General features: G+C 54.2%; 18 protein-coding genes and 1 other RNA gene. 9 read left to right on the top strand and 10 right to left on the bottom strand.

Features of this window, described 5'->3' with window-relative positions:
- The first annotated feature begins 223 nt into the window (after positions 1-223).
- Both pykF and ACUTSU_RS00995 read left to right on the top strand, forming a co-directional pair.
- The gene (gene pykF / locus ACUTSU_RS01000; protein ID WP_445651086.1) at positions 224-1,636 is read left to right on the top strand and encodes a pyruvate kinase PykF; all 1,413 of its coding nucleotides are present in this window, start codon (positions 224-226) and stop codon (positions 1,634-1,636) included.
- 307 nt (positions 1,637-1,943) lie between these two features.
- Entirely contained in the window at positions 1,944-2,180 is a 237-nt protein-coding gene (locus ACUTSU_RS00995) for a major outer membrane lipoprotein (protein WP_005165631.1), read from the top strand.
- Positions 2,181-2,327: 147 nt separating this feature from the next.
- Here the strand turns inward: ACUTSU_RS00995 and ACUTSU_RS00990 are convergent, their stop codons facing one another.
- The 7 genes from ACUTSU_RS00990 to sufA all read right to left on the bottom strand — a co-directional run bounded on the left by ACUTSU_RS00990 (position 2,328) and on the right by sufA (position 9,294).
- Positions 2,328-3,341: a L,D-transpeptidase family protein gene (locus ACUTSU_RS00990; RefSeq protein WP_445651085.1), complete on the bottom strand. Its 1,014-nt coding sequence runs from the start codon at positions 3,339-3,341 to the stop codon at positions 2,328-2,330.
- Positions 3,342-3,635: 294 nt separating this feature from the next.
- A complete protein-coding gene (gene sufE / locus ACUTSU_RS00985) occupies positions 3,636-4,049 on the bottom strand; it encodes a cysteine desulfuration protein SufE (protein ID WP_445653650.1) in 414 nt (137 codons plus the stop codon).
- Between the two features lie 95 nt (positions 4,050-4,144).
- Positions 4,145-5,365 (bottom strand): cysteine desulfurase SufS, encoded by a 1,221-nt coding sequence (sufS, locus tag ACUTSU_RS00980; protein ID WP_445653649.1) that lies wholly within the window; start codon positions 5,363-5,365, stop codon positions 4,145-4,147.
- Positions 5,362-6,648, bottom strand: coding sequence for a Fe-S cluster assembly protein SufD (sufD, locus tag ACUTSU_RS00975; RefSeq protein ID WP_445653648.1), 1,287 nt, complete (start codon positions 6,646-6,648; stop codon positions 5,362-5,364). The genes sufS and sufD overlap by 4 nt, the downstream gene beginning before the upstream one ends.
- Positions 6,623-7,369 carry a Fe-S cluster assembly ATPase SufC gene (gene sufC / locus ACUTSU_RS00970; protein ID WP_115184789.1) on the bottom strand — a complete coding sequence of 249 codons (747 nt, stop codon included), beginning with the start codon at positions 7,367-7,369 and terminating at the stop codon, positions 6,623-6,625. Before sufC ends, sufD begins: the two co-directional genes overlap by 26 nt.
- A gap of 42 nt (positions 7,370-7,411) precedes the next feature.
- Entirely contained in the window at positions 7,412-8,908 is a 1,497-nt protein-coding gene (sufB, locus tag ACUTSU_RS00965; protein WP_026142350.1) for a Fe-S cluster assembly protein SufB, read from the bottom strand.
- Positions 8,909-8,922: 14 nt separating this feature from the next.
- Entirely contained in the window at positions 8,923-9,294 is a 372-nt protein-coding gene (gene sufA, locus ACUTSU_RS00960; RefSeq protein ID WP_174352502.1) for a Fe-S cluster assembly scaffold SufA, read from the bottom strand.
- 50 nt (positions 9,295-9,344) lie between these two features.
- On the opposite strand from sufA, the gene ACUTSU_RS00955 reads away from it, so the two are divergent.
- Both ACUTSU_RS00955 and ACUTSU_RS00950 read left to right on the top strand, forming a co-directional pair.
- Positions 9,345-9,704: a hypothetical protein gene (locus tag ACUTSU_RS00955; RefSeq protein WP_445651080.1), complete on the top strand. Its 360-nt coding sequence runs from the start codon at positions 9,345-9,347 to the stop codon at positions 9,702-9,704.
- 145 nt (positions 9,705-9,849) lie between these two features.
- Entirely contained in the window at positions 9,850-10,254 is a 405-nt protein-coding gene (locus ACUTSU_RS00950; RefSeq protein WP_445651079.1) for a hypothetical protein, read from the top strand.
- 52 nt (positions 10,255-10,306) lie between these two features.
- On the opposite strand, the gene menI is transcribed toward ACUTSU_RS00950, so the two are convergent.
- A complete protein-coding gene (gene menI / locus ACUTSU_RS00945; protein ID WP_445651078.1) occupies positions 10,307-10,723 on the bottom strand; it encodes a 1,4-dihydroxy-2-naphthoyl-CoA hydrolase in 417 nt (138 codons plus the stop codon).
- Positions 10,720-13,776 (bottom strand): D-2-hydroxyglutarate dehydrogenase YdiJ, encoded by a 3,057-nt coding sequence (ydiJ, locus tag ACUTSU_RS00940; protein WP_445653647.1) that lies wholly within the window; start codon positions 13,774-13,776, stop codon positions 10,720-10,722. The genes menI and ydiJ overlap by 4 nt, the downstream gene beginning before the upstream one ends.
- Positions 13,777-14,069: 293 nt before the next feature.
- Between ydiJ and ydiK the strand changes: the two genes are divergently transcribed.
- Positions 14,070-15,170, top strand: a complete 1,101-nt coding sequence (ydiK, locus tag ACUTSU_RS00935) for an AI-2E family transporter YdiK (protein ID WP_445651076.1) — start codon at positions 14,070-14,072, stop codon at positions 15,168-15,170.
- A gap of 252 nt (positions 15,171-15,422) precedes the next feature.
- Positions 15,423-15,533: antisense sRNA RprA (gene rprA, locus ACUTSU_RS00930), an RNA gene on the top strand.
- 111 nt (positions 15,534-15,644) lie between these two features.
- On the opposite strand, the gene ppsA is transcribed toward rprA, so the two are convergent.
- The gene (gene ppsA, locus ACUTSU_RS00925; RefSeq protein ID WP_445651075.1) at positions 15,645-18,023 is read right to left on the bottom strand and encodes a phosphoenolpyruvate synthase; all 2,379 of its coding nucleotides are present in this window, start codon (positions 18,021-18,023) and stop codon (positions 15,645-15,647) included.
- Positions 18,024-18,556: 533 nt separating this feature from the next.
- On the opposite strand from ppsA, the gene ppsR reads away from it, so the two are divergent.
- From ppsR to ACUTSU_RS00910, 3 genes are all read left to right on the top strand, one after another.
- Positions 18,557-19,378, top strand: coding sequence for a posphoenolpyruvate synthetase regulatory kinase/phosphorylase PpsR (gene ppsR / locus ACUTSU_RS00920; RefSeq protein WP_445651074.1), 822 nt, complete (start codon positions 18,557-18,559; stop codon positions 19,376-19,378).
- Positions 19,379-19,574: 196 nt separating this feature from the next.
- A complete protein-coding gene (locus tag ACUTSU_RS00915) occupies positions 19,575-20,621 on the top strand; it encodes a 3-deoxy-7-phosphoheptulonate synthase (protein ID WP_445653646.1) in 1,047 nt (348 codons plus the stop codon).
- A gap of 103 nt (positions 20,622-20,724) precedes the next feature.
- Positions 20,725-21,210: a glutathione peroxidase gene (locus ACUTSU_RS00910; protein WP_445651072.1), complete on the top strand. Its 486-nt coding sequence runs from the start codon at positions 20,725-20,727 to the stop codon at positions 21,208-21,210.
- The last annotated feature ends 136 nt before the right edge of the window (positions 21,211-21,346 follow it).

Below are 21,346 nucleotides of genomic sequence, written 5' to 3'. Positions count from 1 at the left end.
CCTTGATCTGCGAAAACGCAATAACAACACATTTTCATCTCATCACGTTGCGCAGCATCCCCGCACCCCGGCGCGGGCTGAATTTTTCCGCCCCATTTCGACTCTGGTCACCTATCCTTAACAGTGTTTTGCACCATCAGGCACGACTCAAATCCCTTATCAGTGGCCTGACCGCTGGTTTTATTCGTTTTATTATCCATCACAACTTGTAGAAAACTCCGTCATGAAAAAGACCAAAATTGTTTGTACCATCGGTCCAAAAACCGAATCGGAAGAAATGCTGACCAACCTGCTGAATGCGGGCATGAACGTAATGCGCCTTAACTTCTCCCACGGCGATTATGAAGAGCACGGCAACCGCATCAAGAATATGCGCGCCGTGATGGCGAAAACCGGTCAGAACGCCGGCATCCTGTTGGATACCAAAGGCCCGGAAATTCGCACCATGAAACTGGAAGGCGGCAAAGACGCGGCGCTGGTTGCCGGTCAGACCTTCACTTTCACCACCGATCAGAGCGTTATCGGCAACAACGAACGCGTTGCAGTAACCTACGCGGGCTTTAGCGCAGATCTGAAAATCGGCAACACCGTGTTGGTGGATGACGGCCTGATTGGCATGGAAGTCACCAATGTGACCGAAAGCGAAGTTGTCTGTAAGGTACTGAACAGCGGCGACCTGGGCGAAAACAAAGGCGTTAACCTGCCGGGCGTTTCCATCCAGCTGCCTGCACTGGCCGAGAAAGACAAGCGCGACCTGATTTTCGGCTGCGAACAGGGCGTGGACTTCGTTGCCGCTTCCTTCATCCGCAAGCGTTCTGACGTGCTGGAAATTCGTGAGCACCTGAAGGCCCACGGCGGCGCGCAGATCCAAATCATCTCCAAAATTGAAAACCAGGAAGGCCTGAACAACTTCGACGAAATCCTCGAAGCTTCTGACGGCATCATGGTTGCTCGTGGCGATCTGGGCGTTGAAATCCCGGTAGAAGAAGTGATCTTCGCTCAGAAGATGATGATCGAAAAATGTAACCGTGCACGTAAAGTGGTGATCACCGCCACCCAAATGCTCGATTCCATGATCAAGAACCCACGCCCTACCCGCGCAGAAGCCGGCGACGTTGCTAACGCCATTCTGGACGGTACCGACGCTGTGATGCTGTCTGGCGAGAGCGCCAAGGGCAAGTACCCGTTGGAAGCCGTTACCATCATGGCGACCATCTGTGAGCGCACCGATCGCGTGATGCCTAGCCGTATCGACAGCCTGCATGACAACCGCAAGCTGCGCATCACCGAAGCCGTATGCCGCGGTGCCGTTGAAACCGCAGAGAAACTGGACGCACCACTGATCGTGGTTGCTACCAGCGGCGGTAAATCAGCCAAGTCCGTGCGTAAATACTTCCCTAATGCCGTGATCCTGGCCCTGACCACCAACGAAACCACTGCTCATCAGCTTATTCTGGCCAAGGGCGTGATCCCACAAATGGTCAAGGAAATTGCCTCTACCGACGACTTCTATCGCATCGGTAAAGAAGCGGCATTGGCCAGCGGTTTAGCTCAAAAAGGCGACGTTGTAGTGATGGTTTCTGGTGCACTGGTACCAAGCGGCACTACCAATACTGCCTCGGTTCACGTGCTTTAATATAAAACGTGACATAATTATTTTGACAAAAACGCCGCTTAGCGGCGTTTTTTTAGCACTGGTAAACCGTTTCCTCAAAAACGCAACCGTGGATTGCTCATTATTTGGCTAATTACAAATCGGAGTTGTCCCATGGAATCCGGCTGTTTTCCCTACATTTTTTAACTACTCCTCAAAAGAAGATGCAAGTTTGAGCGAACGATCAAAATAAAGCACTCCAATCCAAAAAAATTATTCTCTTTCGAAAAAAGTTTGTGTAATACTTGTAACGCTACATGGAGATTAACTCAATCTAGAGGGTGTTATAATGAATCGTACTAAACTGGTACTGGGCGCGGTAATCCTGGCTTCCACTATGCTGGCTGGCTGTTCAAGCAATGCTAAAATCGATCAACTGTCTTCTGACGTTCAGACTCTGAACGCTAAAGTTGACCAGCTGAGCAACGACGTGAACGCAATCCGTTCTGACGTTCAAGCAGCCAAAGACGACGCAGCACGTGCTAACCAGCGTCTGGACAACCAAGCACACGCTTACAAAAAGTAAGATAGCTTCGGTTATTGAAAACGGCGCACAATGTGCGCCGTTTTTTTTGTCTGCAAATTTCCCCCTACTCCCCATGCCCCCCTGTCGACAGACGAAAAAAGGGCCCAGCACGCTGAGCCCCTCAGGATTATCCATTAAGACCGCGTTTTAATTCACCGAACTGATGGGCGCGCTCTTGAATAGGCCTTTTTTCGCTTCCTGTGGGGCTACAGGCGTTAAGCTGACCTCAGATGGGTTCTGCCCCAGGTTAACCAGTACCGGCATGCCAGAGCGGCGTACAACCGCGCTATCGAACACGGCCTTATCGGTCTGCGCATCCCCGACAAAAGCTTTCTCGGTTTTCGACAACGTGATCGGCATGGTCTGCGGATCGTCGCTTTCAACTCTCGACAGTGGCTGATGAACTTCTACGTAACGCTTACCGTCCGGCTCAACGGAGATTTTTACCGGATCATTGATTACCTGCACGCGGGTGCCACGTGGAACCATATTAAACAACGCTTCGATATCCGTTGGGCGCAGGCGGATACAGCCGGAGCTGACGCGCATGCCGATACCAAAGTTGGCGTTGGTGCCGTGGATCAGGTATTCACCGTGCCCCATGGCCAGACGCAGGGCAAACAGGCCCATTGGATTTTCAGGCCCGGCCGGTACGACGGCTGGCAGTTTCACCCCTTTTTCCAGGTAGCGTTTACGGATATTGGCCGTCGGCGTCCAGGTCGGGTTCGGGATTTTTTGGCTGACAGAGGTCACCTCCAGCGGCGTGTGCATCCCCGTCTGGCCGATACCGATAGGGTAAACAATCACTTTATTTTCGCCTTTCGGATAGTAGTACAGACGCAGTTCGGCCAGGTTGACCACGATCCCCTCACGCTTGGTATCCGGCAACAGCATCTGGGTCGGGATAGTTAATACCGAACCTGGCTTGGGCAGGAAGGGATCTGTGCCCGGATTGGCCTCCAGCATGCCCAGCAAACCAATTTTATAGTCAGCGGCAATCGCCTCCAGCGGGCGGCCATCATTGGGTACAGTATAGGTGGTGTTCTCGCCAATCAGACGGCTGTCCGGCGGCGGCAGCGGGTATTCGCTCGCACTGGCGGCCTGGGTGCCGGTCAGTACGGTGGCAAATAACATGCCCATTAAACTCAACGCACGTTTCATTATCATCCCTATTATGCTTATTACGGTTCGGCCACAAGGCTAACGGGCACTTGGTGGCGGGTAAATCAGACAAGACCTGATTAATACTAGCAATGCTGCAGTTAAAGGCAATAAGTTCTCTAAAAATCAACATGTTATAACGTAATCGCTTTATGGATTTGTCAATGTAACGTCAAGGGGTAAGCTGCTGATATGTCACTGATTTGCGGGGCGAACGAACGAGGTGTTGAGGGTTTGTAAAGACTCATTGACACAGGAAATACCAGAAACGTATCAATGAGTCTCACCGCTATGTCAGAATTTGGCAGCCTGACTGCGGATAGCGCGGATCATCGCCTCTAACCCTTGCGAGCGTGACGGCGTCAGGTGCTGGCTCAGCGCCAATTCGGCGAAGAAAGGGCGAACATCCAGATCGACAATCTGCTGCGGCGTCATCTGGTGATAAAGGATAAACACCACGGCCAGCAACCCTTTGACGATGGCCGCATCACTGTCCCCATGGAATTCAACACGCCCTTGATCATCAAGCTGCATCACAATCCATACCTGGCTCTGACAGCCGGAAATCAGATTGCCCGCCTGACGTTCCGTATCGTCAAGCGCCGGCAGCTTGGCGCCCAGCTCAATGACATACAGGTACTTATCTTCCCAATTCAGACAGCGGGAGAAATTACGCACTAACTTATCTTTGTCCGGCAAATTCGCCATGAGGATCCTTTCAATCATTCAGGGGCCGGCATGCCGACCCCATGTCACTGACTACAGGTATTGATTCACCCGGAGGGATTAAGCCCCGGTCTGTCCTATCCCAACAGTTTTTGGATGCGCTGTAACCCGGCCACCAGCCGGTCTACTTCATCGCGCGTATTATATAACGCCAACGAAGCGCGGCACATGCTCGGCACATTATAGAACGCCATCAGCGGCATCGCGCAATGGTGTCCGGTACGAATGGCAATGCCGTACTGGTCCAGGAAACTGCCGACGTCAAAGGCGTGGTGCTCACCCAGGTTAAAGGCGATCACGCCGGCACGCTCTGTCGGGCCGTAGATTTTAAGCCGGGGTACCTGTTGCAGAGCCTCCAGCGCGTAACGCATCAGCGACTGCTCGTAGTCACCAATCGCCTCCAGCCCCAGCGCATTCACATAGTCAATTGCCGCCCCCAACCCCATCATACCGGCTGTGTTGGGTGAACCGGCCTCAAAGCGCCACGGTGGCTCGGCGTAGGTAGTTCCTGCCGTCAGGCTGACCTGTTGGATCATCGACCCGCCCCCTTCCCAGGGAGGCATTTGCTGCAACAGCGCCTGACGACCGTAAAGAATACCGATGCCGGAAGGCCCATACAGCTTATGCCCGGAGAACACGTAGAAATCGCAATCCAGCGCCTGAACATCCACCCGCTGGTGCATCACCGCCTGTGCACCGTCGATCAGTACCTTCAGGCCCGCCGCTTTTGCCTGTGCCGTTATTTCCTGCACCGGGTTCACCGTGCCCAACACGTTGGACATCTGGGTTAGCGCCAATAGTTTGGTGGACGCGTCGATCAAGCCCGGCAACTGAGCCAAATCCAGAGTGCCATCTTGCTGTAGTGGCCAGACGCGCAGGTTCAACCCGCGTTCCTGCGCCAGCATCTGCCAGGGTACGATATTGGCGTGGTGTTCCATCTCGGTGATGATAATGCTGTCACCGGGCTGCAAAAAGTGGCGGCCAAAACTGTTGGCTACCAGATTGATGCCTTCGGTGGTGCCCTTGACGAATACAATCTCTTCCGCCGAGCCGGCATTGATAAACGCCGCCACCTTTTCACGCACCGCTTCCATTTCCTGCGTCGCTTCGGCGCTTAACGTATGGATGCCCCGGTGTACCGCCGCGTAGCCATGACGGTAAAAATCCAGCTCGCGATCGATAACTGCCTGCGGTTTCTGCGCGCTGGCTGCGCTGTCGAGGTAAGCCAGCGGCTGGCCATTGACCTCGCGTGCCAACAGCGGAAATTCACTGCGTACCCGTTCAATTGGAAAACTCATGCAGCCTCCCCCGGCAGGCGCTGCGCAATCCGTGCCAGCACCGATTCACGGATGGTGTCATTGCCAATCCCCTCGGTCAGCTCCGCGGCAAAGGCAAAGATGATCATCTGCTGCGCCGCATGCTTGTCGATCCCACGCGATTGCAGATAAAACAGCTGCTCTTCATCGATGCGCCCGACGGTCGCGCCGTGACTGCACTTCACGTCGTCAGCGTAGATTTCCAGTTGCGGCTTGGTATCCACCTCCGCCACCTTGCCGAGCAGCAGGTTGTGGTTGGTCATCTGACCATCGGTTTTAATCGCGTGTTTGGCCACTTTAATCATGCCGTTAAACACCGCTTTGGCGCGATCGCTGACCACCACTTTGTGCAGTTGGCGGCTCTCGCAGTAACCCTTGTTGTGCTCCAGGTAAGTGCGGGTATCGCAGACCTCTTTACCGACCGGCAGCACCAGGCTGTTGATCGTCAGGTTGGAGCCTTCACCGTTGAGCTGCGCGCTGGTATTATGCCGCGTCAGCCCCGCCCCGAGCAGGAAACTGTCGCTCTTCACCCGTGCGTCGCGGCCAATCACCAGATCGTTATGGGCAAAGTGGTAGCTCGGCTGACTTTCAAATGCCAGTTTGCAGTGCTGCAGTTGAGCATTGTCACCCACGTTAGCGGTCAGGCGTGCGCCAGTGAAATGCGCAGCGTCGTTAAGGCTGACGTAATGCTCGATCACCTCAGCCTGCGCATTACGCGCAATCTCAAGATGATGGCGGTGATGGACGGTATTCACTTCACCTTCAGCGCCGCGTCCGCTGCTGATATGCAGCAGATACAGCGGCCGCTCTGCAATTTTGCCGGCCGCCACGCGGATAATGCTAGTTTCCTGCGCCAGGCTTTCGGTCAGATGCAGGAAGATTTCAGCCTGGATCGGCTCCGGCAAGGCCTGTAGCGTGCCGTAAGGAGCTACCTCAAACTGGTAATCGCCCAGTTCACTGTCGCTCAATGCCACGCTGAAGCGCCCGTCGATAAACACCAGACGGTAAGCGTCGATATCCAGCGCCAATGCATCCCGCTGAGCGGCAGTGACCGACTCGAGTTGCGGCTCAAGAAACTGTTGCGCCAGCAAGCCTTCCAGCGGGGTGTATTTCCAGTTTTCATGCTTGCGGGTCGGCCAGCCCAGTCGCAAAGCCTGTTGCCAGTGTGCCAGCGCATGGGCGGAATGCTCGCCGCCGCGGGCTTCAAACAGACTGTAGAGTTGCTGCAGCGCGCGCGAATTATTGTTCGTCGGTAAGCCAGCCATAGCCCTGCTCCTCCAACTGTTTCACCAGGGTAAAATCGCCGGATTTGACGATGCGCCCCTGAGAAAGAACATGAACGTAATCCGGTTTGATGTAGTCCAGAATGCGCTGGTAGTGCGTGACGATAATGAACGAGCGCTTGCCGTCCCGCAGTGAGTTAACGCCGTTGGCGACAATTTTCAGCGCATCGATATCCAAACCAGAGTCGGTTTCATCCAGAATGCACAGGTCCGGTTCCAGCGCGGCCATCTGCAGGATGTCATTGCGCTTTTTCTCGCCGCCGGAGAAGCCGACGTTAACCGAACGGGTCAGCAGATCGGGCGGCATATTCAACAGCTCGATTTTTTCTTCGATAAAATCAGCGAAATCGAAGCGATCGAGCGGCTCCTGCTCGCGATATTTACGCACCGCATTAACCGAGGTCTGCAGGAAGAAATGATTGCTGACGCCGGGGATCTCCACCGGATACTGAAACGCCAGGAACACTCCTTCACCGGCACGGTCTTCCGGTGCCAGTTCAAGCAGGTCCTTGCCTTTGAAGGTCACTTCACCCGCGGTCACTTCGTACTCTTCGCGCCCGGCCAGGGTCGCAGAAAGCGTGCTTTTGCCCGAGCCGTTCGGCCCCATGATGGCATGCACTTCACCCGGTTTGATTTCCAGATCCAGGCCCTTGAGGATCTCGTTGCCTTCCGCGCTGACTTTTAAATTTTTGATACTTAACATGCAGTGTCCTTAGGTCGCGCTTTCGCGCTGTAAATCCGGCGGTTAGCCCACGCTGTGTTCCAGGCTGATGGCCAATAACTTCTGTGCCTCAACGGCGAACTCCAGCGGCAGCTCGGAGAACACGTCCTTACAGAATCCGTTGACGATCATCGAAATGGCATTGTCTTCGCTGATGCCGCGCTGCAGACAATAGAACAGCTGGTCATCACCAATTTTTGAGGTCGTCGCCTCGTGTTCCAGCTGCGCACTGTTGTTGCGTGCTTCAACATACGGGAAGGTATGAGCGCCGCTATCCGGCCCGATCAGCATCGAGTCACACTGGGTAAAGTTACGCGCGTTTTCCGCACCCGGCAGGATCTTCACCAGCCCGCGATAGGTATTCTCGCTGTGTCCGGCGGAAATGCCTTTGGCGATGATGGTCGAACGGGTGTTCTTGCCGATGTGGATCATCTTGGTGCCAGTGTCCGCCTGCTGATGGCCGCTGGTCAGTGCCACCGAGAAGAATTCACCGATAGAGTTATCCCCCTGCAGGATCACACTTGGGTATTTCCAGGTGATTGCCGAACCGGTTTCCGACTGGGTCCAAGACATCTTCGAGCCAGCACCTTCACACAGCGCGCGTTTGGTCACAAAGTTGAGGATGCCGCCCTTGCTGTCCCCCCCAGAGAACCAGTTCTGCACCGTCGAATATTTCACTTCGGCGTCTTTGTGCAGGATCACTTCCACCACCGCCGCGTGCAGCTGATAGCTGTCGCGCACCGGGGCCGAGCAGCCTTCGATGTAGCTGACATAGCTACCTTCATCGGCAATCAGGATGGTGCGCTCGAACTGACCGGTTTTGGCGGCGTTGATACGGAAATAGGTCGACAGCTCCATCGGACAGCGCACGCCCTTCGGCACATAGACAAAGGTCCCGTCGGAGGCCACTGCCGCATTCAGGGCAGCAAAAAAGTTATCGTTGGAAGGCACTACGCGACCGAGGTATTTGCGCACCAGATCCGGGTATTCATGGATAGCTTCGCCGAACGAGCAAAAAATCACCCCGCTCTCCGCCAGTTTTTCACGGTAGGTGGTCGAAACCGAGACCGAGTCGAAGATGGCGTCTACCGCCACTTCGCTGCCTTCACGCACCGGGACGCCGAGCTGGTTAAACGCCAGTTCAACCTCGCTGGTCAGGTAATTGTTGTCCGTCGGCGCGCCAGGTTGCTGCTCCGCGCCGGGCTGCGAGCCGCAAGCGTCATCACAACTGCCGCAGGACGGCGCCGAGTAATAGCTGTAATCCTGATAGTTCAGGCGCTCATAGTTCGCTTTCAGCCAGTGCGGCTCTTCCATTTGCAGCCAGGCACGATAGGCTTCCAGCCGAAACTCCAGCATCCACTCAGGTTCGTTACGCTTAGCCGAGATCGCGCGCACCACGTCTTCGTTGATGCCCATCGCCAACTCGTCGGTGGCCAACTGGGTAAAAAAACCTTCTTTGTAGCGACCTTCGCTGACCCAAGCCTGCACTTCATTAGGCATTTCTACATTGCTTCGTGTCATGTTGATTGCATCGCTCAAACGCCAAAACTCTCGCCGCAACCGCAGGCATGCTGAGCTTTAGGGTTATTAAATTTGAATATCTGATTCAGCCCTTCACGGACAAAATCCACCGTGGTGCCATCGATAAACGGCATGGCTTTCAACGGCACATACAGCTTGGCACCATCACGCTCAAACAGCAGGTCGTCGTCAGCAGGAGCACGGGTGAGATCCAGCACATAGGCAAACCCGGCGCAGCCTGACTGCTTCACCCCGAGTTGCAGCCCTTTCACCTGCGAGTCCTGCTGCATGAGTTTTGTAATTTGTTGTACGGCATTGTCACTGAGCAAAATGCCTTGCCAGACATTTTCGTCCAGAGAAAAGGTGCCGACATTTTCAGTTTGCATATGGCCTACCTCACACTCGTGTTTTTCCACAGCCAATCTGGGTTGCTACTATGTTAGTGATAACGATTATCACTTCAACCGTTTGTTTTACAGGGGTATCCGCTAAAAGCCTGGATTTTCACTTCGGCATGCGGCAAGCGCGCGGGACAGTCAGCACGCCAGGCGCTGCCGGTCAGAAATGGAATCATTTTATCCTTATGAATTTACTGCACATCCTGTATCACCATTGCGCTTGTCCATTGGCTCGAACGCTTTACAGGGCCGTGCTTTTTCTGTCGATTCAAACATTCATAGAAAATACCTATTTCTGCATTTTGTCTTTCTTAAAAATGCGTTTATCGACAATAAGGCGCATTTCACGCCATTCCACTCACCCAACTGAACCAACAGAAGCGGCCACCTCTGATTAAAGTTTAGTCGTTGCTGGCTATATTGGGTTGCGGCTGCCACTATGCATCTCCTGTCGATGATAAATATTTCAACAGAATGATTGATCACCAACGCGCCAATAAATATGATAATAATTATCATTCAATTACAATTGAGCGCGGGCAAATGAATATCTCGATGAATGCGTGGCTGTTGGGCAAAATTGATGACTACAAATTCAGCGTGCGCGACGCCACGGTAGATTTCTACATGGCGGAGGCGTCGCTCAGGCGGCCGGAATGCAATATCAACCACCTGAAACGGTACAACAATGTCAGTTTGAACATGGCTAATCTGTGTCTGGAGAATGGCGATGATGAAAGTTATCTGCACGCGCTCAGCAAATTGCATAACCGGCTGATCGTGGAAATCAACAATCCTCAGCGCTGCCAGCTGTTCCGGGTTCAGAGCTATCATTTTGCCCGCCGTACCCTGACTCTTATCTGCCAGAAATATGCGATGGAAGGCACCTGGGAGAAGGCCAACGCCTTCCAGAAGGATTTCGTCAAGCGGGTGCCTTTTCAGCTGTAAACCAGCCCAACGAAGAAACACCCGCAGACAGGGCTGCCTGCGGGGGAAACGCTTAGTCGATAATGGCGGTGGTCAGGCGCGAGGTGCAGCAAAGGCGATCGCGCGCATCGAAGATTTCTATCTGCCACACCTGATGACGACGGCCAACGTGCAGCGCACGGCACACGCCGCGAACTTCGCCTTCAAATGCTGCCCGCAAATGGTTAGCGTTGATTTCCAACCCCACCACCTTCTGCTCACCTTCGCAACACAGATAACCGGCCATCGATCCCATCGACTCTGCCAGCACCACCGATGCCCCGCCGTGCAGCAGGCCAAATGGCTGCCGGGTGCGCTGATCGACCGGCATGGTAGCCTCGAGGTAGTCGTCCTCCAGCCGGGTGAACCGGATGCCGACATGACTGACCATGCAGCCTTCACCGGCCTGGTTTAGTTGCTCCAGCGTCGTTTCTCTTTTCCACAGTTTCACTCGATCATCTCCAGAAGTGCCTGTAATGGGTGACGTACCGCGTTACCCTCAATGCGTTTGACCTGGCTACGGCAGGAATAACCGGTCGCCAGGCAACGTTGCCGTGGCAAACGTTGCAGCGCCTGGTGCCATGATAGCTCATAAATGCCGAGTGAATTCTGCAGGTTATTGACTTCATGCCCGTAGGTACCCGCCATACCACAACAGCCAACGCTGACATTTTCCAGCCTGGCACCAAAGCGTGCAAAGATCGACGCCCAATGTTGGCCGCTGGTCGGCAATACCGTGGTCTCGGTACAGTGACCAAACAGATACCAGGCTTCACCGGTCGCCGGCTGCTCGGCACGCTCGGCCAGCAACCGTTGCAGCCATTCGTGCACCAATTGCACCTGGAAGTCGCCGCGAGTTTCCCCGAGGATCTCGTTATATTCGTCGCGGTAACACAGCACCAACGCCGGATCGACCCCCACCAGCGGCATGCCGAGCTTTGCCACCCGGTTGAGAAAATCGGCGGTCTTGCGCGCAGTGCGGGCAAAACGCGTCAGGAAACCTTTGATATGCTGCGCCTTGCCGTTGGGTGAGAACGGCAACAGTACCGGCCGATAACCCAACTTTTCCACTAGCCGTACAAAGTCCGCCACCACTTTGGCATCGTAATAACTGGTAAACGGATCCTGCACGATCAAAACGTGCTGTTCGCGTTGTTGCAGGTTCAGCGCTTCCAGCTGTTCCAGCGTCATGGTGAACGCACCGTGGCCGGAAAGCTGTTGGCGCAGCGTCGGGCTGGAAAGCAGCGGTAAATCAACCATGCCGATACTGTTGCGGCTCAGTTCACGCACCCAAGGTTGCCTGAAGAAGAAGTTGAACACTTTTGGCGCTTTCGCCATCAGTGGGGTGTAACTTTCTACCCCGGCGACCATATAGTCACGCGCCGGTCGCAGATAACGGGTGTGATAAAGCTGCAGGAAACGTGAACGGAAACCAGGTACGTCAATTTTGATCGGGCACTGAGTGGAGCAGGCCTTACAGGCCAGACAGCCGGACATCGCCTCTTTCACCTCGTGCGAAAAATCGTATTCCCCTTTGCCGGCATACCAACTGTTGCGGGTTTTCTCGATCAAGGTCCTGAAGCTGACACGCTGCTGCGGCAGTTGCTTTTCCAGTGCCAGCGGATCGACGCCCTGTTCGGACAGCAGACGCAGCCATTCACGCACCAGCGCCGCCCGCCCTTTTGGCGAGTGAATGCGGCTGCCGGTGATCTTCATTGACGGACACATCGGGCTGCGGACGTCAAAATTGAAACACAAACCGTTGCCATTACACTCCATGGCACCACGGAACGAGGTGCGAACCTCGACCGGAATGCGTCGATCGAGGGTTCCTCGTTTGGCGGCGTCCACTTTCATCATCGGCGCATCGACGCCCAACGGCGAACAGATTTTGCCGGGGTTGAGTCGGTTGTCCGGGTCGAAAGCGGCCTTGATACGGCGCAGCTCCAGGTAAAGCTCGTCGCCAAAGAACGCCGGGCTGTATTCGGCGCGGAACCCTTTGCCGTGCTCCCCCCACAGCAACCCGCCATACTTGGCGGTCAACGCCACCACCTGGTCGGACAGTTGCTTCATCAGCACTTCCTGCTGCGGGTCGCACATGTCGAGAGCCGGACGCACATGCAATACACCGGCATCCACATGGCCAAACATGCCGTAGCTGAGATTATGACTATCGAGCAACTGACGGAATTCAACGATGTAGTCGGCCAGATGCTGCGGTGGCACACAAGTGTCCTCGGCAAACGGGATCGGCTTGGCACGCCCTTTGGCATTGCCCAATAGCCCGACCGCCTTTTTGCGCATGTTGTAAATTCGCTCAATGCCGTCCAGATCGCCACAGATTTGATAGCCAATCACTCCGCCCTGTCGTTCGGCGATTAGCTCGTCCAGCCGCAGGCACAAATCCTCCATCTGCTGGTCGATCAGAGCCTTGTCATCGCCAGCAAACTCAACGATGTTCAGGCCCAGCATCTCTTTATCCGGCACGTTGGTGATCAGTTCATTGACCGAGTGCCAGACAATATCTTCGCGTGCCAGGTTTAACACCTTGGAGTCGATAGTCTCGACCGACAGCGCTTTGGCTTCCACCATAAAAGGCGCGTTGCGCAGTGCGGAATCAAAGGAGTCGTATTTAACATTCACCAACCGGCGCACCTTCGGCAGCGGCGTAATATCCAGCCGCGCTTCGGTGATAAACGCCAGCGTCCCTTCGGCACCGGTCAGAATACGTGTCAGATCGAAGGTTTTCAGGTCATCGCTGAACACATGGCGCAGATCGTAGCCGGTCAGAAAACGGTTAAGCTTGGGAAATTTTTCCAGAATCAACGCCCGCTGATCGCGACAGCTGTTGAGCACCCGGTTATAGATGCGCCCTTCAACCGTGTCTTCGTTGGCAATCGTTTCCGCCAATGGCGTCGGCATGGCGCGGGTGTCAATCATATCCCCACCCAGCAGCACCGCCCGCAAGCCCAATACATGGTCGGAAGTTTTTCCGTAGACCAGCGATCCCTGACCAGAGGCGTCAGTGTTAATCATACCGCCGAGCGTAGCGCGGTTACTGGTGGAAAGCTCCGGTGAGAAAAAATAACCGAACGGCCGCAGATACTGGTTGAGCTGATCCTTGATAACCCCGGCCTCAACCTTGACCCAGCCCTGCTCGACGTTGATTTCAAGAATGCGGTTCATGTGGCGCGACATATCCACCACAATACCGCTGTTGAGCGACTGCCCGTTGGTCCCTGTCCCACCACCGCGTGGGCTGAAGGTCAGCGCAGTGAAGCGCTCTTCGGCCGCCAGACGTGCAATAAGTGCCACATCCGCAGTGGAACGGGGAAACACTACCGCGTCAGGCAGCAACTGATAGATACTGTTATCGGTCGCCATCGTCAACCGATCGGCATAGCTGGTAGCGATATCGCCGTTATACCCGTTTTGCTTCAACGCTTCCAAAAAATCGAGCACCCGTTGAACGAGGCCGGGCGCCTGAGAAATCTGTGGGATCATTCGCTTTTTGACCCTGTCTGTCTAATTTTTATGCGTCATTATGCACGCTGAATCAGGCCTTTATTCAGACCCACCCTGTTTTTTATTAGAGATAAAAACTAACATACTCGTTTAGTGAAGGCATGCAGATTATTAGGTCGCCAGACGACGCACCAAAAAAGGGTGCGTCACATTGTGAAAAGTGGCGAAGATGCACCATGCTTAATTTTTTTCCCCTATGAATTTCAAGTTGCGGCTAACAGTGCTGCGACTTGAAAGGCGACGGGTATACTGACCAGAATGAGAACCCATTCATGACACTCCCACAATCCCGCTATGATTTGCCACGGATTATTTTTGGCGTGCTGTTTATCGCCATAATGATCGTCGCCTGTTTTTGGGTCATTCAACCTTTTATTCTCGGTTTTGCCTGGGCCGGCATGGTGGTCATCGCCACCTGGCCACTGCTGATTAAACTGCAAAAAATACTTTGGGGACGACGTTCACTGGCGGTGCTAGTGATGACGATACTGCTGATCCTGCTGTTTATCCTGCCAATTTCTCTGCTGGTCAGCAGCGTGGTGGACAACAGCGCGCCTATCGTGGCCTGGGCCAGCACGCCGGGCAAACTGCATATTCCCGATCTGGCCTGGCTGCAATCAATCCCGATGATCGGCGATAAGGTCTATCACAGTTATCACACCCTGGTGAACGCCGGAGGCAGTGCGCTGATGGCAAAGGTGCAGCCTTACTTCGGCCAGACCGCCACCTGGTTCGTGGCACAGGCCGCGCATATTGGCCGCCTGCTATTGCATTGCACATTGATGCTACTGTTTAGCGTGTTGCTGTATGCACGCGGCGAGCAAGTGGCTCTGGGCATTCGCCACTTTGCAACGCGTCTGGGGGCCGAAAGAGGCGACGCTGCCGTGGTGCTGGGTGGTCAGGCGATCCGTGCGGTGGCGCTGGGCGTGGTGGTGACGGCGCTGGTGCAGTCGGTACTGGGTGGTATTGGCCTGGCGGTGACCGGCATACCTGCCGCTACCCTGCTGACGGTGCTGATCTTTATCTGCTGCGTGGCGCAGTTGGGGCCGTTACTGGTGCTGGTACCGGCAATCATCTGGTTGTACTGGAGTGGCGATACCACCTGGGGCACCGTGCTGTTGGTATGGAGCTGCGTGGTCGCTACGCTGGATAACGTGCTGCGGCCAGTGCTGATCCGCATGGGCGCCGACCTGCCGATGATCCTGATCCTTTCCGGCGTTATCGGCGGCTTACTGGCTTTCGGCATGATTGGCCTGTTTATCGGTCCAGTGGTGTTGGCGGTATCTTACCGTTTACTCACTGCCTGGATGAATGAAGCGCCAGAACCGACTGTCGACCTGGAAGACGTTGCCAAAGACCTGGAACAGATGTAATCCCGTTTCTGCCCGGGTCACCGGGCAGAAATCCTCTTTCCCCCTCGCTGGCTTCCAGAATACATCATCCGCAATAATAAAATTCACCGCCGTTTTCTGATCTAATGACCATTATTTAAACATACAGAATAAATGCATCTTTTTAGTGCCAAGATAAAAAAGATCCGCCACCAAAAATAAATTCTAATACACAGGTTGATTAAGACGATTCTTAATGACTAATGACGCTTAAATATCTAGTATTATTGCCATCTATTGCTTCAAATACCTGATTTAAAGCAAGATTTCCAAACAATGTAATGCCATACATGTGAATTGCTGTGTGTAGTCTTTGCCCGTCTTTTATGATGGGCTTTTTTTTATTCTTTTTTTGACCGCCTTTATTCACTGCGCCTTTTTATTTACATTCAGAAATAATAAAGCCGTAACCTGAGTTACGGCTTTAGCCTTGAACATTATTCCCTATTGCGAAAATTATGTTCTCTTCGACAAATTAACCCAGGTTTGCACCACGGTATCCGGGTTGAGCGACAGACTGTCGATACCCTGATCCATCAACCATTCGGCAAAGTCTTCATGGTCGGACGGGCCCTGGCCGCAAATACCGACGTATTTGCCCTGACGCTTGGCCGCCTGAATCGCCATCGACAGCAGAATTTTCACCGCTTCGTTACGCTCGTCAAACAGCTCAGACACCACGCCCGAGTCACGATCCAGCCCCAGGGTTAACTGAGTCATGTCGTTGGAGCCAATGGAGAAGCCATCAAAGTGCTGCAGGAACTGATCTGCCAACAGCGCATTTGATGGGATCTCGCACATCATGATCACTTTCAGGCCGTTCTCACCGCGCTTGAGACCCTGGCGTGCCAATTCGGCCACCACCGCCTCCGCCTGTTCCACCGTGCGAACAAACGGCACCATGATCTCAACGTTGGTCAGGCCCATTTCGTTACGCACGCGTTTTACCGCCTCACATTCCATCGCGAAACAGTCACGGAAATTGTCGGACACGTAACGACCGGCACCGCGGAAGCCCAACATTGGGTTCTCTTCATGCGGCTCATACTTCTCGCCGCCGACCAGGTTGGCATACTCATTGGATTTGAAGTCGGACAGGCGCACGATCACTCGCTTCGGCCAGAACGCGGCGCCCAGCGTTGCGATCCCTTCCGTCAAACGGCCGACATAGAACTCGACCGGATGGTCGTAGCCCTGCATCAGCGTCCTGATTTCCGCTTGCAGCTCCGGAGTCTGCTGATCAAACTCCAGCAACGCCTTCGGATGCACGCCAATCATACGGTTGATGATAAATTCCAAACGGGCCAGGCCCACACCTTCATTCGGCAAACGCGCGAAGTCAAAGGCACGGTCAGGGTTGCCGACGTTCATCATGATCTTCAGCGGCAGATCCGGCAGTTCGGTCACTTCGGAACTCTGCACGTTAAAATCGAGGATATCGCTGTAGACGAAGCCGGTATCACCTTCTGCACAAGAAACGGTGACCTGTTGACCTTCTTTCAGCAAATCGGTCGCGTTACCACAGCCAACCACCGCCGGAATGCCCAGTTCACGCGCGATGATCGCCGCATGGCAGGTACGGCCGCCACGGTTGGTGACGATGGCGGCGGCTTTCTTCATGATCGGTTCCCAGTCCGGATCGGTCATGTCAGTTACCAGCACGTCGCCTGGCTCAATACGATCCATCTCGCTGATGTTATGGATGACCTTCACCGGACCTGCGCCAATGCGGTGGCCGATAGCACGCCCTTCCACCAGCACCGGGCTGGTCGCGTTAAGCTGATAACGCTCCATCGTTTGCTCGTTAGAGCGTACGGTTTCCGGACGGGCCTGCACGATCAGCAATTTGCCAGTATGGCCGTCTTTAGCCCACTCGATGTCCATCGGGCGGCCGTAGTGTTTTTCGATCAGGAGTGCCTGATGGGCCAGCCCCTGAACTTCTTCGTCGGTCAGAGAGAAACGATTGCGTTGCTGCTCTGGAACGTCTTCAATTTGGACCTGCTTGCCGTGATCCTGCGATGGCGCATACACCATACGGATTTTCTTCGAGCCGAGATTACGGCGCACGATAGCCGGGTTGCCTCTCAGCAGCGTCGGTTTGTGCACATAGAACTCGTCCGGGTTGACGGCGCCCTGCACCACCATTTCGCCCAGACCGAAGGCGGAGGTGATAAACACCACCTGATCAAAACCGGATTCGGTATCGATGGTGAACATGACGCCGGAAGACGCCAGGTCAGAACGCACCATGCGCTGTACGCCGGCCGACAAGGCCACGCCGCGATGGTCATAGCCCTGATGTACCCGGTAGGAAATGGCGCGGTCGTTAAACAGGGAGGCATAAACATGCTTAATCGCCACCATCACGGCGTTGATACCCTGCACGTTGAGGAAGGTTTCCTGCTGGCCGGCAAAGGAGGCATCCGGCATGTCTTCTGCTGTGGCGGAGGAACGCACGGCAAATGACGCTTCCGGCTCGCCGTCGGCCAGTTGCTGGTAAGCCAGGTTAATTTCACGCTCGAATTCCGCATGGAATGGCGTGTCGATAATCCATTGACGGATTTGTGCGCCCGCCTTGGTCAATTGAGCAATATCGTCAACGTCAGTTTGATCCAGTAACTGATAGATGCGCTGGTTAACACCGCTTTGCTCGAGGAAATCGTTAAACGCCTGCGCGGTGGTGGCAAAACCGTTTGGCACGGCCACGCCCAAATCGGAAAGATTGGTGATCATTTCACCGAGGGAGGCATTTTTGCCGCCGACACGGTCAACGTCGTGCATGCCGAGCTGGTTGTACCAAAGCACATTACGCAAGTCTGGGCCATTGTTGGACATCGAGACAATCCTTATTGCTATCAGTAGGGTATAGACGGATTTAATTCGCTTGCTTTCTCAGCGCCGCTAAAACGGTGCCGAGTCAGACTAGCACAATGATCCATAGGAAATGGAAAGGTGAATCGATCAACCCGGTGAAGAAAGTGGATTTTAGGAAAACTTCCTGAAACGCAAAACCGGCCTGGAATCGTTCCCTGTCGCACTAATAGCTTAAATCTCAACAAATTAAGTATTTTTTAAACTTCAGTTTTAAAACCCCTGTTATTTACGCAGTCTTTGATGAAAATAGCGCCATCCAGACCAATAATTCCTCATTGGAAATAAACCTCCTTTTTTCATAAAATTTAAAATAGTGTTTTAGCCCCGTATTTTTATCGCCATCGTTTATTCCCCGACCGACCTTTTTATTCGTCGACTCTGCCCACACTATCACAATTTTTTTGCCTGCCTCTTTACCGTTGGATCCTCTGCAGCCCATGATAAAGACTAATAGACGTGATAGTGACGTCACTATTTCAGGTAAGGAGCCCAAGGTGGAAAGAAGCGTTTTTTATATTTCGGACGGTACGGCGATCACCGCGGAGGTTTTGGGCCACGCGGTGTTGTCGCAATTTCCGGTGAAGGCCACCACCTTTACGCTGCCCTTTGTGGAAACCGAAGCCCGGGCCCGTGGGGTTTGCCAGCAGATTAATGATATCTATCGTGATACCGGCGTGCGGCCGTTAGTGTTTTACTCGATCATTTCGCCGGAAGTACGCAAGGTCATTACCCAGAGCGAAGGTTTCTGCCAGGACATCGTGCAGGCGCTGGTTGGCCCGTTACAGGGGGAACTGGAAGTAGAACCTACCCCGGTGCCGAACCGCACCCACGGGTTGACCGCCAGCAATCTCGGTAAATATGACGCCCGTATCGCGGCTATTGACTACACGTTAGCCCATGATGACGGCATTTCATTGCGTAACCTCGATCAAGCACAGGTGATTTTACTCGGCGTTTCGCGCTGCGGCAAAACACCCACCAGCCTGTATCTGGCGATGCAGTTCGGTATCCGTGCGGCCAACTATCCGTTTACCGCCGACGATATGGACAACTTGCACCTCCCCACCGCGCTGAAGCCGTTTCAGCACAAGCTTTTCGGCCTGACGATCGATCCGGAGCGGTTAGCCGCCATCCGTGAAGAACGGCGCGAAAACAGCCGTTATGCTTCCATTCGCCAGTGCCGGATGGAGCTTGCAGAAGTCGAAGCGCTGTTCCGTAAAAACCAGATCCGTTATCTGAACACCACCAATTATTCGGTGGAAGAGATCTCGACCAAAATCCTGGATATTCTGGGAATGAGTCGCCGGATGTTCTGATCCTGACAAGATGGTGGGGAAGCCCCTGCCATCTGTTGATTAATTCCCCACAGGCCATGTTTTTTGTGCTTTTTTTAGCGGTTCTGATCAACAGAACACAGTTTCTCCGGTTGAATTCATCGGTTTTTACGTTATTGTGATCGCCATCACTTCCCGGCACTCCTGCCGCAGAGAAGAAAAGTCTTTAGAGAAAATCATGCACAAAACAGATGAACTGCGGACCGCGCGCATCGATAGCCTCGTCACACCGCAAGATCTGGCGGAGAAGTTGCCAATCTCGGCGGAAATCGCGGACAGTGTAACGGCCTCGCGGCAGCGAATTGAAAAAATCCTGACCGGTGAAGACCGTCGCCTGTTGGTGGTTATCGGCCCTTGCTCTATTCACGATCTTGACGCCGCCATCGATTATGCCGGCCGATTGAATGCGTTGCGCATCCGTTACCAGGACCGCCTCGAAATCGTGATGCGCACCTATTTTGAAAAACCGCGCACCGTGGTGGGCTGGAAAGGCCTGATCTCCGATCCGTCACTGGATGGCACCTTCCAGGTCAATCGCGGGATCGAGATGGCGCGCAGACTGCTGCTGGAAGTTAACCAGCTCGGCCTGCCCACCGCCACCGAGTTCCTGGACATGGTGGTTGGCCAATACATTGCTGATTTGATCAGTTGGGGCGCGATTGGCGCACGGACCACCGAAAGCCAGATCCACCGTGAAATGGCCTCGGCACTGTCCTGCCCGGTAGGCTTTAAAAACGGCACTGACGGCAATACCCGTATCGCGATTGACGCTATTCGTGCAGCCCGCGCCGGGCATATGTTCCTGTCGCCGGACAAGCATGGCCAGATGACTATCTATCAGACCAGCGGCAATCCTTATGGCCATATCATCATGCGTGGTGGCAAAACACCGAACTACCATGCTACAGATGTGGTCGCCGCCTGCGACAGCCTGCGCGAATTCGATCTGCCCGAACAACTGGTGATCGATTTTAGCCACGGCAACTGCCAGAAATTGCATCGCCGCCAGTTGGAAGTGGCCGAAAACGTCTGCCAGCAGATCCGCGCCGGTTCTGTCGCCGTCGCCGGCGTAATGGCAGAAAGCTTCCTGGTGGAAGGCACCCAGAAAATCGTTGCCGGTCAACCGCTGACCTATGGCCAATCGATCACCGACCCTTGCCTGAGCTGGTCCGACAGCGAACAGCTGCTGGCCATGCTGGCCGATGCGGTAGACACCCGTTTCTGATCCCATCGCCGGGGCCCCGCCCCGGCTTTTCCGCCCACCACTCACTCATCTATACTGGTAGCAATTCTCTCAGTTCCCCATGGAAAGGATATGGAGTTCCAGCATGATCCACTCACTGTTATCCATCCCCTGTGTCACCCTGCAAGGGGAGCACAAAACCCTGGGCGACTTCCCTGCCCGGGCTTATCTGGTGGTCAACACCGCCAGCAAATGCGGATTTACTCCTCAATACCACGGGCTGGAAAACCTGTGGCAGTTCTACCGCGAACGAGGCCTGATGGTACTGGGCTTTCCCTGCAATCAGTTCGGCGCACAGGAACCCGGCGATCCGTTGGAGATTGCCAACTTTTGCACGCTGAACTATGGCGTCAGCTTCCCGCTGTTCAGCAAAGTTGAAGTTAATGGCCCAGGCGCACATCCGTTGTTCAACGAATTAAAACGCCTGGCACCGGGCGTTCTGGGCACTCAACGCATTAAATGGAACTTCACCAAGTTCCTGCTGACCGCCGACGGCCAGCGGGTAAAACGCTACGCACCGATCACCAAACCCGAACGTCTGTTTGAGCGCATTGAAACCCTGCTGAAATAACCCTGAATTTTACGGGCTGAGCCATCTCAGCCCATCCCACATCCCCTTTCTGTAAAAAGCTTCCATTGGTAAGAAAATTTTCCTTGATGTAACCTTTCACTCACATGATAATGATTCTCGCTTTAATATTAATTAC

The sequence above is a fragment of the Serratia sp. NA_13 genome, from assembly GCF_052691735.1.
This window is presented reverse-complemented; position numbering and strand designations above follow the sequence as displayed.

Coding starts and splice junctions, on each gene's coding strand:
- sufA (WP_174352502.1), bottom strand. CDS start 9,294: ATGCAAACTGAAAATGTCGGCACCTTTTCTCTGGACGAAAATGTCTGG.
- sufB (WP_026142350.1), bottom strand. CDS start 8,908: ATGACACGAAGCAATGTAGAAATGCCTAATGAAGTGCAGGCTTGGGTC.
- ACUTSU_RS00995 (WP_005165631.1), top strand. CDS start 1,944: ATGAATCGTACTAAACTGGTACTGGGCGCGGTAATCCTGGCTTCCACT.
- ydiJ (WP_445653647.1), bottom strand. CDS start 13,776: ATGATCCCACAGATTTCTCAGGCGCCCGGCCTCGTTCAACGGGTGCTC.
- pykF (WP_445651086.1), top strand. CDS start 224: ATGAAAAAGACCAAAATTGTTTGTACCATCGGTCCAAAAACCGAATCG.
- ACUTSU_RS00910 (WP_445651072.1), top strand. CDS start 20,725: ATGATCCACTCACTGTTATCCATCCCCTGTGTCACCCTGCAAGGGGAG.
- sufC (WP_115184789.1), bottom strand. CDS start 7,369: ATGTTAAGTATCAAAAATTTAAAAGTCAGCGCGGAAGGCAACGAGATC.
- ppsA (WP_445651075.1), bottom strand. CDS start 18,023: ATGTCCAACAATGGCCCAGACTTGCGTAATGTGCTTTGGTACAACCAG.
- ACUTSU_RS00990 (WP_445651085.1), bottom strand. CDS start 3,341: ATGAAACGTGCGTTGAGTTTAATGGGCATGTTATTTGCCACCGTACTG.
- ACUTSU_RS00950 (WP_445651079.1), top strand. CDS start 9,850: ATGAATATCTCGATGAATGCGTGGCTGTTGGGCAAAATTGATGACTAC.
- ACUTSU_RS00915 (WP_445653646.1), top strand. CDS start 19,575: ATGCACAAAACAGATGAACTGCGGACCGCGCGCATCGATAGCCTCGTC.
- sufD (WP_445653648.1), bottom strand. CDS start 6,648: ATGGCTGGCTTACCGACGAACAATAATTCGCGCGCGCTGCAGCAACTC.
- ACUTSU_RS00955 (WP_445651080.1), top strand. CDS start 9,345: ATGTTAGTGATAACGATTATCACTTCAACCGTTTGTTTTACAGGGGTA.
- ydiK (WP_445651076.1), top strand. CDS start 14,070: ATGACACTCCCACAATCCCGCTATGATTTGCCACGGATTATTTTTGGC.
- sufS (WP_445653649.1), bottom strand. CDS start 5,365: ATGAGTTTTCCAATTGAACGGGTACGCAGTGAATTTCCGCTGTTGGCA.
- sufE (WP_445653650.1), bottom strand. CDS start 4,049: ATGGCGAATTTGCCGGACAAAGATAAGTTAGTGCGTAATTTCTCCCGC.